The organism is Primorskyibacter marinus (genome assembly GCF_003313245.1).
Taxonomy (GTDB): Bacteria; Pseudomonadota; Alphaproteobacteria; order Rhodobacterales; family Rhodobacteraceae; genus Primorskyibacter; species Primorskyibacter marinus.
In genome coordinates this window covers 38,408-50,641 of sequence record NZ_QJSD01000010.1, presented here as the reverse complement: position 1 = coordinate 50,641, position 12,234 = coordinate 38,408, and the positions used below count along the sequence as shown (strand labels likewise).

14 protein-coding genes are annotated in these 12,234 nt (G+C 59.5%); 10 read left to right on the top strand and 4 right to left on the bottom strand.

Annotation, left to right across the window (positions count from 1 at the left end):
- Positions 1-40: 40 nt before the first annotated feature.
- From DMZ65_RS12770 to DMZ65_RS12760, 3 genes are all read left to right on the top strand, one after another.
- Entirely contained in the window at positions 41-256 is a 216-nt protein-coding gene (locus tag DMZ65_RS12770) for a putative signal transducing protein (RefSeq protein ID WP_116599278.1), read from the top strand.
- On the top strand, positions 246-1,001 hold the full coding sequence (locus DMZ65_RS12765) for a tRNA1(Val) (adenine(37)-N6)-methyltransferase (protein ID WP_116599277.1): 756 nt from the start codon (positions 246-248) through the stop codon (positions 999-1,001). The genes DMZ65_RS12770 and DMZ65_RS12765 overlap by 11 nt, the downstream gene beginning before the upstream one ends.
- A 113-nt stretch (positions 1,002-1,114) precedes the next feature.
- Positions 1,115-1,279: a YdcH family protein gene (locus tag DMZ65_RS12760; RefSeq protein ID WP_084352246.1), complete on the top strand. Its 165-nt coding sequence runs from the start codon at positions 1,115-1,117 to the stop codon at positions 1,277-1,279.
- 201 nt (positions 1,280-1,480) lie between these two features.
- Here the strand turns inward: DMZ65_RS12760 and phbB are convergent, their stop codons facing one another.
- From phbB to DMZ65_RS12745, 3 genes are all read right to left on the bottom strand, one after another.
- Entirely contained in the window at positions 1,481-2,203 is a 723-nt protein-coding gene (gene phbB, locus DMZ65_RS12755; RefSeq protein WP_116599276.1) for an acetoacetyl-CoA reductase, read from the bottom strand.
- A 168-nt stretch (positions 2,204-2,371) separates the two neighbouring features.
- Entirely contained in the window at positions 2,372-3,547 is a 1,176-nt protein-coding gene (locus tag DMZ65_RS12750; protein ID WP_116599275.1) for an acetyl-CoA C-acetyltransferase, read from the bottom strand.
- 133 nt (positions 3,548-3,680) lie between these two features.
- Positions 3,681-4,514: an EAL domain-containing protein gene (locus DMZ65_RS12745; protein WP_116599274.1), complete on the bottom strand. Its 834-nt coding sequence runs from the start codon at positions 4,512-4,514 to the stop codon at positions 3,681-3,683.
- Positions 4,515-4,781: 267 nt separating this feature from the next.
- Here DMZ65_RS12745 and rpsD point away from each other — a divergent pair, with 267 nt between their 5' ends.
- The 4 genes from rpsD to DMZ65_RS12725 all read left to right on the top strand — a co-directional run bounded on the left by rpsD (position 4,782) and on the right by DMZ65_RS12725 (position 8,418).
- Positions 4,782-5,402, top strand: coding sequence for a 30S ribosomal protein S4 (gene rpsD, locus DMZ65_RS12740; RefSeq protein ID WP_116599273.1), 621 nt, complete (start codon positions 4,782-4,784; stop codon positions 5,400-5,402).
- Between the two features lie 159 nt (positions 5,403-5,561).
- Complete coding sequence (gene hisC / locus DMZ65_RS12735; protein ID WP_116599272.1) at positions 5,562-6,647, top strand: histidinol-phosphate transaminase; 1,086 nt, start codon at positions 5,562-5,564, stop codon at positions 6,645-6,647.
- Complete coding sequence (locus DMZ65_RS12730; RefSeq protein WP_116599271.1) at positions 6,644-7,564, top strand: prephenate/arogenate dehydrogenase family protein; 921 nt, start codon at positions 6,644-6,646, stop codon at positions 7,562-7,564. Before hisC ends, DMZ65_RS12730 begins: the two co-directional genes overlap by 4 nt.
- Positions 7,564-8,418 carry an extensin-like domain-containing protein gene (locus DMZ65_RS12725; protein WP_116599270.1) on the top strand — a complete coding sequence of 285 codons (855 nt, stop codon included), beginning with the start codon at positions 7,564-7,566 and terminating at the stop codon, positions 8,416-8,418. Before DMZ65_RS12730 ends, DMZ65_RS12725 begins: the two co-directional genes overlap by 1 nt.
- A gap of 154 nt (positions 8,419-8,572) precedes the next feature.
- Here the strand turns inward: DMZ65_RS12725 and DMZ65_RS12720 are convergent, their stop codons facing one another.
- On the bottom strand, positions 8,573-9,139 hold the full coding sequence (locus DMZ65_RS12720) for a TlpA family protein disulfide reductase (protein WP_116599269.1): 567 nt from the start codon (positions 9,137-9,139) through the stop codon (positions 8,573-8,575).
- A 22-nt stretch (positions 9,140-9,161) separates the two neighbouring features.
- On the opposite strand from DMZ65_RS12720, the gene argH reads away from it, so the two are divergent.
- The 3 genes from argH (at position 9,162) to lysA (ending at position 12,199) form a co-directional block, all read left to right on the top strand.
- Positions 9,162-10,553 carry an argininosuccinate lyase gene (argH, locus tag DMZ65_RS12715; protein ID WP_116599268.1) on the top strand — a complete coding sequence of 464 codons (1,392 nt, stop codon included), beginning with the start codon at positions 9,162-9,164 and terminating at the stop codon, positions 10,551-10,553.
- Positions 10,550-10,720: a hypothetical protein gene (locus DMZ65_RS19715; RefSeq protein ID WP_198662693.1), complete on the top strand. Its 171-nt coding sequence runs from the start codon at positions 10,550-10,552 to the stop codon at positions 10,718-10,720. Before argH ends, DMZ65_RS19715 begins: the two co-directional genes overlap by 4 nt.
- 213 nt (positions 10,721-10,933) lie before the next feature.
- Positions 10,934-12,199, top strand: coding sequence for a diaminopimelate decarboxylase (gene lysA / locus DMZ65_RS12710; RefSeq protein WP_116599267.1), 1,266 nt, complete (start codon positions 10,934-10,936; stop codon positions 12,197-12,199).
- Positions 12,200-12,234: the final 35 nt, after the last annotated feature.

Sequence of the window (12,234 nt, the reverse complement as noted above, 5' to 3'; positions counted from 1 at the left end):
AGGCTCGACAATCGTGCCACCTTGTCCTTACATCCCCGACATGGAAGAGCTTTTGCGTACCACCGACATCACGATCATCCCGCTGGCCCGCGCGCTCTTGCAGGACGAGGGTATAGACAGCTTTGAATTGGACGTAAACATGAGCGTTCTTGAAGGCAGCATCGGCATTTTGCCGCGGCGATTGATGGTGCGGACGGCAGATCTGCCGGCGGCCCGACAGTTGATGCTTGATAGTGGCGTTCCGCTTGACTGCTGAGCTGAGCCGCGACGCTTTTCTGGGCGGACGTGTTCATCTGTTCCAGCCTGTCGGCGGGTATCGTGCGGGGATAGATCCTGTCCTGTTGGCTGCAAGCGTGGCAGCAACTTCAGGCGATTCTGTGCTGGAACTTGGCTGCGGTGCCGGCCCCGGTTTGTGCTGTCTGGGCGCGCGCATCCCCGACCTGACGCTGACCGGTGTGGAAATCCAGCCGTATTACGCCAATCTGGCGCGCCGCAATCTGGCAGAGAACGGTTTGACGGCAGAGGTGGTCGTGGCCGATCTTTCATCCTTGCCCGCGTCGCTTCTGGCGCGTCAATTTGACCATGTTTTTGCGAACCCGCCTTATTTCAAATCCGGCAAGCGCAGCCAGGCAGACGATGACGGCCGGGAAATCGCGCTCGCTGCGAAAACGCCCCTCTCCGCCTGGGTCAACGTGGCGGCGCGACGATTGGTCCCGCGTGGTCAGGCGACGTTCATTCAGCGGATGGAAAGGTTGCCAGAATTGCTGACTGCGATGCAAGAAAGGCTTGGGTCTGTGCAGGTTCTGCCACTGGCACCGCGCGTCGGGCGAGACCCTCGGCTGGTGCTGGTGAGGGGGCGCAAAGGCGGGCGGGCCGATTTCCGGTTGCACGCCCCGGTGATTCTTCATGCAGGGCACACCCATGCACAAGACGGCGAAGATTACGCGGCCCCGATCAGCGACGTGTTAAGGCGCGGAGCGCCACTGAATTTTCCGGCGTAACGTCAGCTTCACCGGCAAGTTAGTGCTTTGGAAAACAACTGGTGACAATGCAGCGTGACAGACGTGCTGGAATATGCTGGACTGAAGATGTTGTCATATCAATGGAGGACGTGATGAGCTTGAGTTCGCATGTGCAGGAACTGAAGAAGAAACACCAACACCTCTCGGCTGCTGTGGAAGAGGCACAGCGTGCCCCCAGCGTCAGCGATCTTCATATCGCTGAAATGAAGAAGCAGAAACTGAAGCTGAAAGAAGAAATCGAGCGACTTAGCGTCTGAAGTCTTTGTTCCGGTAGCTTTTAGGGTCAGATGCCCGTTTCTGAAAAAAAACATGGCTTAAGCTGAGGTTTGGTCCAGACCATCCAGAAACCGGCAAGGCTGCGTAACGCCAGGCAGAAGACCAAAAGAAGTATCTTAATATGAAAGCGCCCCGGCCATACAGGCAGGGGCGCAATGTTTTGACACGATGTTCGCAGGGTATCAGGCGAAGAACTGGGCGCCGTTCGCACTGATTGTCGAACCGTTGATGAAACCGGCATCTTCAGACGCCAGGAACACCACGCAACGTGCAATCTCTTCAGGTTCGCCCAAGCGACCTGCCGGGATCTGGCCGATAATCGATTCGCGCACCTTTTCAGGCACTGCCATCACCATCTCGGTCGCGATATATCCAGGGCAAATCGCATTGGCGGTAATCCCGGCGCGGGCACCTTCCTGAGCAAGACTTTTGACGATGCCAAGATCGCCGGCCTTTGTCGCGGCATAGTTGACCTGAGCGAACTGACCCTTCTGACCATTGATGGAACTGATCACGATGACGCGGCCGAACTTGCGTTCGCGCATGCCGGGCCAGACCGGATGCACGGTGTTGAACACGCCGGTCAGGTTGGTGTCTATCACCTGTTGCCATTGGTCCTTGGTCATCTTGTGGAAGGGCGCATCGCGGGTAATTCCGGCATTGGCCACGACCACATCAACCGGACCCAGATCCTCTTCGACCTTGGCAATGCCGGCGACGCTGGAGTCGTAATCGGCGACGTTCCACTTATATGTCTTGATACCGGTTTCCTCGGTAAACTTGGCCGCGGCGTCGTCATTTCCGGCATAGGTTGCTGCAACCGTGTAACCGGCGGCTTGCAGCGCTTTCGAGATCGCCTCACCGATGCCCCGGCTTCCGCCTGTTACGAGTGCTACTCTTGCCATGATATTCTCCAATCTGTCAGGGTCCAGTAACTTTGCTACCGGTTGATCGCATCGTGCGCAACAATATTACGTTGATATTTTGGCGCTTTGGAGGAATTTCTGTTGGCTTTGGACTTGAGGAGGCTGGAAAAGGGACGCCTTGAGGCATCCCTTTCCGAACCGCTGAAGTCAGGGACGCTCAACGCAGAGCGCCACACCCATACCGCCGCCAATGCACAATGTCGCGAGACCTTTCTTGGCGTTGCGACGCTGCATTTCAAATAGGAGGGTGTTGAGGACACGGGCACCGGAGGCACCGATCGGATGACCAATGGCGATTGCGCCGCCATTCACGTTCACGATTGCCGGATCCCAGCCCATCTCCTTGTTCACGGCGCAAGCCTGTGCAGCGAAAGCTTCGTTCGCTTCGACAAGATCCAGATCTTCCGGCTTCCAACCCGCTTTCTCCAGTGCCTTGCGGCTGGCATTGATCGGACCTGCGCCCATGATCGACGGATCAAGACCCGCAGTGGCGTAGGAGGCGATTCGTGCAAGCGGGGTAATCCCGCGCTTTTCGGCATTCTGTGCAGACATCAGCAGGGCACCGGCGGCCCCGTCGTTAAGGCCGGATGCGTTGGCCGCTGTGACGCTGCCATCTTTTGTAAAGGCCGGGCGCAGCTTTTGCATGGCTTCGATCGTCGCGCCGTAGCGGATGTATTCGTCCTTATCGACAACGGTTTCGCCTTTGCGGGTCTTGACGGTAAAGGCAATCACCTCGTCATCGAATTTGCCGGCTGTCTGTGCCGCTTCTGCCTTGTTTTGCGAAGCGACGGCGAACTCGTCCTGTTGTTCACGGCTGATCTGCCATTTTTCCGCGACATTTTCGGCGGTCTGACCCATGTGATAGCCGTTGAATGCATCCCACAGACCATCGCGGATCATCGTGTCGATATATTTCACGTCGCCCATCTTGTGACCGGCTCGCAGATGCGCGGCATGGGGGCTGAGTGTCATGTTCTCCTGACCGCCGGCACAGACGATATCTGCATCGCCAAGCTGGATGTGTTGGGCGGCAAGCGCTACGGCGCGCAGACCGGATCCGCAAACCTGGTTGATACTCCAGGCCGAGGATTCAATCGGCAGACCTGCGTTGACATGTGCCTGACGTGCCGGGTTTTGCCCCTGCGCTGCGGTCAGAACCTGCCCCAGGATCGTTTCGGAGACTTCAGCGGCGTCAATCCCGGCGCGCTTTACCAGCGCTTGCAGAACGGCCGATCCCAAATCGTGGGCGGGGGTATTGGCGAACGCGCCCCCAAAACTGCCGACTGCGGTCCGCGCCGCAGATGCGATTACGACATTGGTCATAGATGTGCTCCACCTTAACTAATTGCGACGGAGGTCCGCACAGTTCCAGCAAAGCGCACAACCCCCACCCTACCGTAACGTAACTATATTATGCATTGGTGGGGGGCAACTACAGTCATGTCCCGAAATTGCCTCAGGCTGTGGCGCGTTGTGGCGCGCCTTTTTCCCACGGCGGGCAGACAGTCGGAGGACCGTAGAAATATCCTTGCAGGCAATCGACGCCAAGGCTTTGCAGAAATGCGGCATCCTCTGCCCGCTCGACCCGTTCGGCCACGGTGAACATGTCAAATTGCTGTGCGACAGAGATCATGGCGCGGGTAAGAACCTGATTGTCGGCATCGCGCGCAATATCAGTGATGAACTGCCCGTCAATCTTGAGGATGTCGAACTGGAAGTTCTTGAAGTGACGAAAGGCAGTATAGCCTGCCCCGAAATCGTCAAGTGCGAAAGAAATGCCCTTGTGTTGCAGGTCTTGCATGAACCCGACCACCAGTTCAGGCACCAACATCGCGGAGTTCTCAGTGATTTCCAGAATGAGACGTTCGCCGACAGTTGGATTGCGTGCCAGCCCGCGTTGCAGGACGCGTAGCCATTTCTTGTATCCGATGGATCGGGCCGACATGTTAATCGAAAGCCGCAACGTGGGTTGTGTTTCCAGTGCACGCAGGCCCTTTTCCAGGGCGATACAATCCAGCAGGCGCCCGGTTTCCGTTTCTTCCACCACGTTGATGAAGTCCTTGGCGGGGATCACCCGTCCGGTTTCATCCAGGACGCGAATCAGCCCTTCATAGAATGCCGTGCGTCTCGGATCGCGGGCCTGGACGACTGGCTGAAATGCAAGGAGAACCTGCCGATGGCGCACTGCGGCTTCGACCATTCTGACGGTGTTTGCATCGCGCTGTTCTATCGCAAGCGTCAGCGCATTGCGTGGCTGTTCGTTCAGTGCGGCTTTTCTCTGAAGACCCATGTGCCCTCCATTCGGTTGCTTGCAGACTGGACCCGAAGACCTTAAATTACGCTTAAATTTCACGTTTTGTTCTAATTTGAATCATCTGGATGTTCTTTCCTGCAAAACAGCGCCGTTGACAGCGCGCGGTTGCAGCGTATAAGCGCGGCTTCATTGGTGTTGGTGGACCCCGCAAGGGGACTCCTGTCAGTGTCGGATCAGAACCGGCGCAGAGGACAACGCCCTTCATAGCTGCCACTTGGCAGCGCCAAAAGAAGGAGATCAGCCGTGACCAAACGCACGTCTGCCAAATACAAACTCGACCGCCGGATGGGCGAAAACATCTGGGGTCGTCCGAAATCCCCGGTCAACCGTCGTGAATACGGTCCCGGCCAGCACGGTCAGCGCCGCAAGGGCAAGATATCCGACTTCGGTCTTCAGTTGCGCGCCAAGCAGAAGCTGAAAGGCTACTACGGCGATCTGACCGAAAAGCAATTCCGTCGTATTTTCCGTGAAGCAGAACGCCTGCGCGGCGATACTGGCGAACTGTTGGTCGGTCTGCTGGAGCGTCGTCTGGACGCCGTCATCTACCGTGCCAAGTTTGTGCCGACCGTGTTCGCAGCGCGTCAATTCGTGAACCACGGCCACGTCTTGGTGAACGGCAAACGCGTCAACATCCCCTCTTACCGTGTGAAAGAGGGTGACGTTATCGAGGTTCGCGAGAAGTCCAAGCAGTTGGCCACCATTCTGGAAGCGACCCAGTTGTCCGAGCGCGACGTGCCGGATTACATGGAAGTCGATCACTCCAAGCTGTCCGCGACATTCGTTCGGACGCCGGGCCTGGGCGATGTGCCTTATCCCGTCGTGATGGAACCGAATCTGGTTATCGAATTCTACGCCCAGAACTAAGGTTCGGGCAGATCCGAAGTCATCAAAGGGTCGCGCATTGGCGCGGCCCTTTTTCGTATGCGATCCTTTCGACGGCCGGGTGCCCACGCTGCCTCGGTCCTTGCCACTGGTCTCTGACGAAAAGCCCCGCTAAAGAGACGCGCAACAGGAGGCTGCACAATGGCAAGGATGAAACCGCAACCCGGAATCATGGATATCGCTCTTTATGTGGGCGGGGCGAGCCATATTGAGGGTGTTTCGGATGTGGTGAAACTGTCGTCGAACGAGAATCCGTTCGGCCCAAGCCCCGCGGCCATCGCTGCGGTAGAGCGGAGTGCGCGCAATCTGCATCGGTATCCGTCCACGGACCATGCGAGCCTGCGAAACGCCATTGCCGACGCACACGGATTGGATGTTGCTCGGATCATCTGCGGTGTCGGCTCGGACGAGATCATCACTTTTCTCTGCCAGGCCTATGCCGGTCCCGGCGACGAGGTGATCCACACACAGCACGGTTTTGCCATGTACCGCATCAGCGCGCTGGCCGCAGGGGCAACGCCGGTGGAGGTGGCAGAGCACAATCGCACTGTCGATGTGGATGCCATTCTTGCGGCCTGTACGGATCAAACGCGGCTGGTGTTTATCGCCAACCCGGCGAACCCGACCGGCACCTTTATTGCCTTGGACAAAGTGGAACGTCTGGCCGAAGCTCTGCCAGAGCAGTGTCTGCTGGTGCTGGATGGTGCCTATGCAGAGTTCGAACCGGGCTATGATGGCGGTGCCGGTCTGGTTGAAAAACACGACAATATCGTGATGACGCGCACCTTCTCAAAGCTTTACGGGCTGGGCGGGTTGCGCGTCGGTTGGGGCTATGCCTGTCAGGATGTGATCGACGTGCTGAACCGGGTGCGGGGGCCGTTCAACCTGTCCTCGACTGCGCTGGACGCGGCCGAGGCGGCGCTGGGGGATCGCAGCTACACCGAAAAATGCCTGTCCGAAAATGCCAGAATGCGCCTCTGGTTGACCGAGGCGTTGCGCGAGTTGGGTGTTGGCGTGGATGACAGCCATGCCAATTTCGTGCTGGCACGGTTCGGTTCTGCGGCCGATGCGGATGCCTGTGAGGCGCATCTCAAGACCCAGGGCCTGATCGTCCGTCGCGTGGGCGGCTATAAGTTACCTGAGGCGTTGCGGATCACAGTCGGCGATGAAAGCGCATGTCGCAGGGTTGTGCATGCCATCAGTCAATTCAAGGCGGTCGTCGTATGAGTGTAATCTACGAAAAGGTTGCCCTGATCGGCCTGGGTCTGATCGCATCATCGATGTTCTGGGCCAGCAAGCGCGGCGGTTTAGCGGGCAATGTCTCGGGCTATGCGCGCAGCGAGGCCACGCGCGATACCGCACGTCGGATCGGGTTGTGCGACGTGGTCAATGACAACGTGGTCGAAGCGGTCAAAGACGCCGATCTGGTTGTGCTATGCGTGCCGGTGGGGGCCATGGGCACAGTTGCGCAAGAAATCGCACCGCATCTGAAACCCGGCTGCACGGTCAGCGATGTCGGTTCCGTCAAAGGCGCGGTGGTTCAGGCTGTTGCCCCGCATCTACCCAAAAATGTGCATTTCGTCCCGGGTCATCCTTTGGCGGGCACCGAACATTCCGGCCCCGAATCAGGCTTTGCCACGCTTTTCGACAATCGCTGGTGCCTGTTGGTGCCACCCGAAGGCACGGATCCGGACGCGGTGGCGAAACTTCGCCGATTCTGGGAGGGGCTTGGTGCCAATGTCGAAGAGATGGACCCCGCGCACCATGACCTCGTGCTGGCCGTCACCAGCCACACGCCGCACCTGATTGCCTATACGATGGTTGGCGTGGCCGATGATCTTGGACGCGTGACAGATTCCGAAGTTATCAAGTATTCTGCCGCTGGTTTCAGGGACTTCACCCGCATCGCGGCGAGTGACCCGACGATGTGGCGCGACGTGTTCCTGAATAACAAACAGGCCACGCTGGAGATTCTCGGGCGCTTCACCGAAGAACTGTTTGCGCTGCAACGCGCAATCCGAACGGGCGATGGGGACGAGCTTTTCGACTATTTCACTCGAACCCGCGCAATCCGCCGTGGTATCATCGAGGCCGGGCAGGATACTGACGCCCCCGATTTTGGACGAACGAAGGCAAAGCATTGATGCGAGTATTGGCGGGTTTGGCACTGGTGTTTCTGGCGGGCATGGTCGCGGCAGAAGCACCGGATGGCAAGACCCGCCCGATGGCTCGGCAGGACGCCGCGCTGGTAGCCATGGCGGAGCGTGCCGACAGATTGGCGCTGCTGCGACCCATGGCGCGGCCGATGAAGCCCAGCCCCAACGCATTTGTCGAAACCACCGATCTGCTGGCATTGGATGCTGACGGGACGATGGTTGTGCTGTCCACCTCTGGCATGCGGCGGTCCCTGCGGCCAATGTTGCGCCCACGCGCCATTGTGGAGCAGGTGATGGCCAAGCGAAGGGCGCAGAAACGCGGGGCGGTCTGTGGCGATCTGGCCTTGCAGGGCGAGGCGATCGGCTATGTGCCGGGACGGATCAACGCCTGTGGGATCAAGGATGCGGTGCGGCTGCGGTCGGTCTCTGGGATCGCGCTCAGCCAGCAGGCGGTCATCGACTGCACCACCGCAAAGGCGTTGAAAACCTGGGTGGAGCGCGGTGTGAAACCCGCAATCGGGACGCGCGGCGGCGGTGTGGCGCAGTTACGGGTGGCTGCACATTACGCTTGCCGGACGCGCAACAATCAGCCCGGTGCCAAGGTCAGCGAGCATGGCAAGGGCCGGGCCATCGACATATCGGGCCTTCGTTTGAAGGATGGCACGCAGATCACGGTCCTGCGTGGCTGGGGGTCAAGAAGCTATGGCAATGCCTTGCGAAAGATGCGCATTGCCGCTTGCGGGCCGTTCGGAACGGTGCTTGGGCCGGGGTCCGACGGGTATCACCGCGACCATTTCCATTTTGACACGGCACGGTATCGCAGCGGGGCCTATTGCCGGTAACGTTCTGGTAGAATGGCGCTAACCGACAGCGAAGATCATCATTGGTCCGGATCATCACTGGCCCGAGCGACGCGTGGACCGCATTGGTCGGCTTGCGATCCAATGCCGGGGCATTGCATCGCAAGGGCCGGAGCCGCGCGCTGTCAGCCCCCGCCTAGCTGTCCGTCTCGTCCGAGATCAGCGTCTTGATGATGGCCTTTGCACTGTCTGACGCCCAGTCGGCATCGCCTTGCAGCCGTGCAACTTCCTGACCTTCAGGGTTCATCAGTACGGTGATCGGCAGCCCGAGAACCGCCATCTCACGCGCCACCGCCTGTTTGGGGTCGCGGTGCAGGGGCAGATTGCTCACGCCGATCTCTTTGAAGAACGTCTTCATGGCCGGGGGCGGGTTGCGGCCGGTGGCAATGGTGACGACCTCGAATGCGTCGCCTCCAAATTCCTCCTGCAAGGCCGACAGCATCGGCATTTCCTCGCGGCAGGGCGCACACCATGTCGCCCAGAAGTTCACCAGCACCCATTTGCCCTGATAGTCCGACAGCGTCATCTCGGCACCGTCCACGGTCTGAAACGCATTTGCGCTGACCGGCTTGGCGTCGGTGAAGACCAGTTTTTTCATGTCGCCTTCGCGCAGGGCATCGATGGCGGACAGATCGGACGCGAGCGCAGCATTTGCACCCAGACCAAGGGCTAGATAAAGGAGAGCGGAACGGAACAGGCGCATTTTTCCTCCAAGGGGGCACGACATGGCAGACCAATCCTCGAACCAAATGTGGGGCGGCCGCTTTGCCGCTGGGCCGGACGCGATCATGGAGGCAATAAACGCCTCGATCGGGTTCGACAAGCGGATGGCGGCGCAAGACATTGCCGGATCAAGGGCCCATGCCGCCATGCTTGGCGCTACGGGCATTCTGGACCCTAAAGATGTCGAGGCCATTCGGGAAGGCCTGCTCACGGTCTTGTCAGAGATCGAAGGCGGAACCTTTGCCTTCTCCACCGCGCTGGAAGACATTCACATGAATGTGGAGGCGCGGCTGAAGGAGATTATCGGAGAGCCCGCGGGACGCCTGCACACTGGCCGCTCGCGCAACGATCAGGTTGCCACGGATTTCAAATTGTGGGTGCGTGACCAGTTGGACGCGGCAGAGACAGGTCTACTGGCGCTTATGAAGGCGCTGGTGGCGCAGGCAGAGGTGGGCGCGGATTGGGTCATGCCGGGCTTTACACATCTGCAAACAGCGCAGCCCGTGACATGGGGGCATCACATGATGGCCTATGTCGAGATGTTTGCGCGCGATCTGTCGCGGGTCCGGGACGCACGGGCGCGGATGAACGAATCGCCTTTGGGGGCGGCGGCACTGGCGGGCACCGGCTTTGCGATTGATCGCCACATGACCGCCGAGGCACTGGGTTTCGACAGACCAAGCGCCAATTCTCTGGATGCTGTCAGCGACCGGGATTTCGCGCTGGAATTTTTGGGCGCGGCGAGCATTTGCGCCATGCATCTCAGCCGCTTTGCCGAAGAGCTGGTGATCTGGTCCTCGGCGCAGTTCCGGTTTGTGGTGCTGTCGGACCGGTTTTCGACCGGGTCGTCGATCATGCCGCAAAAGAAGAATCCGGACGCGGCGGAGCTGATCCGCGCCAAGGTGGGCCGGATATTTGGTGCGCAGACGGCCCTGATGATGGTGATGAAAGGGCTGCCCTTGGCCTATTCCAAGGACATGCAGGAAGACAAGGAACAGGTCTTTGATGCCGCCGATAACTGGATGCTGGCGCTGGCCGCGATGGAGGGCATGGTGCGCGACATGACTGCCAATCGCGAGGCGTTGGAAGCGGCGGCCGGGGCTGGGTTCTCGACCGCGACGGATCTGGCCGATTGGCTGGTGCGGGAGCTGGGCCTGCCGTTCCGCGATGCCCATCACGTCACCGGCAGTCTCGTGGCGAAGGCGGAGGCCAGGGAATGCGACCTGCCGGACCTGTCGCTGGACGAGATGCAGAGCGTGCATGACGGGATCACCCAAGCCGTCTATGATGTGCTTGGGGTACATAATTCGGTCGCCTCACGGATCAGCTATGGCGGCACGGCACCGGTTCGGGTGCGTGAGCAGGCCGCCCGCTGGAAGGAGGTCCTTGGATGAAGGCTGTTGGCGTTCTGGCGTTGATCTTGTTGGTGGGCTGTGGTGCCGATGGCGACCCGATCCGCCCGTCATTGTCCACGACGATATCGGCAGGTACGGGTGGCGTGCGGACATCGACTGCTGTTGGTGTGAAGAGCGGTCCGGTCAGCGTGTTGGTCGGGCTTTAGACTCCGGACGCCGGTGCGGATCGCTGCTCGGGTTTGATCTGGCGGAGTGCGCGCTGCGCACGCTTTTTTATTTGCGTACACGCAGTTGGGGGCAGTCTGCCCCCGGCGCTTGGCGCGCCTCCCCCGAGAGTATTTGAACCAAGAAGAAGCTTCAGGGCTGGTTTTGGCGCGGCTTGCGGGCTATGGCGACGAGCAGCAGTTTCGGGGGCTTTTATGGACCATTTTCTTTATCGTGACGGGGCGCTTTTTGCCGAGGATATAGCAGTGGCGGAAATTGCCGCTGCTGTGGAAACGCCGTTCTATCTGTATTCGACAGCCACGTTGTTGCGACATTATCGCCTGTTCGACGAAGCGCTGGACGGTCTTCCGCATCTGGTCTGCTATGCGATGAAGGCAAATTCCAATCAGGCGATTCTGCGGACGCTTGCCGAAGCTGGCGCTGGCATGGATGTGGTCTCGGGCGGGGAATATGCGCGTGCCAAGGCGGCGGGTGTGCCTGCGGAGCGCATCGTCTTTTCCGGTGTTGGCAAGACGCTGGCGGAGATCCGCATGGCGCTTGCAGGCGGTATTCGTCAATTCAACGTCGAGAGCGAGCCGGAAATGGAGGCGATTTCTGCCGTGGCCACGTCGATGGGCGTGGTGGCGCCGATTGCGTTGCGCGTCAATCCGGATGTCGACGCAAAAACGCATGCCAAGATCGCGACCGGCAAGTCCGAGAACAAGTTCGGGATACCAATTGCGCGGGCCCGCGAGGTTTATGCGCAGGCCGCGTGTTTGCCGGGGCTGGAAGTCGTGGGCATCGACGTTCACATCGGCAGCCAGTTGACGCAGTTGGAGCCTTTCGAGGCGGCCTACAAGAAAGTTGCGGATCTGACGGAGGTGCTGCGCGCAGATGGGCACAGGATTACGCGTCTGGATCTGGGGGGGGGCTTGGGCATTCCCTATTCACGTTCGAACGAGGCACCGCCCTTGCCCACGGATTATGGTGCTTTGATCAAGCGCACTGTTGGCCATCTGGGCTGTGAGATAGAGATTGAACCGGGGCGTCTCATCGCTGGCAATGCCGGTATTCTTGTCAGTCGGGTGATTTATGTGAAATCCGGCGAGGGGCGAGATTTCCTGATCCTCGATGCGGCGATGAACGATCTTATTCGTCCCGCGATGTATGACGCCTATCACGATATCGTTCCGGTGGTGGAGCCTGCCGCAGCGGCTGAGCAGCAGCCATATGATGTGGTTGGACCGGTCTGTGAGACCGGTGACACCTTCGCCAAGGCGCGCCAGATGCCGCCGGTGGTTGCGGGCGACCTGTTGGCGTTCCGGTCGGCCGGGGCGTATGGCGCGGTGATGGCGAGTGAATACAACACCCGGCCGCTGATCCCCGAAGTGTTGGTGCATGGCGATCAATTCGCCGTCATTCGGGCGCGGCCGACCTTTGACGAAATCATAAATCGAGATACCATTCCCGCATGGTTGTGACGCGTCCCGGCGTACAGCCCTGAAAAGGAGTGCGC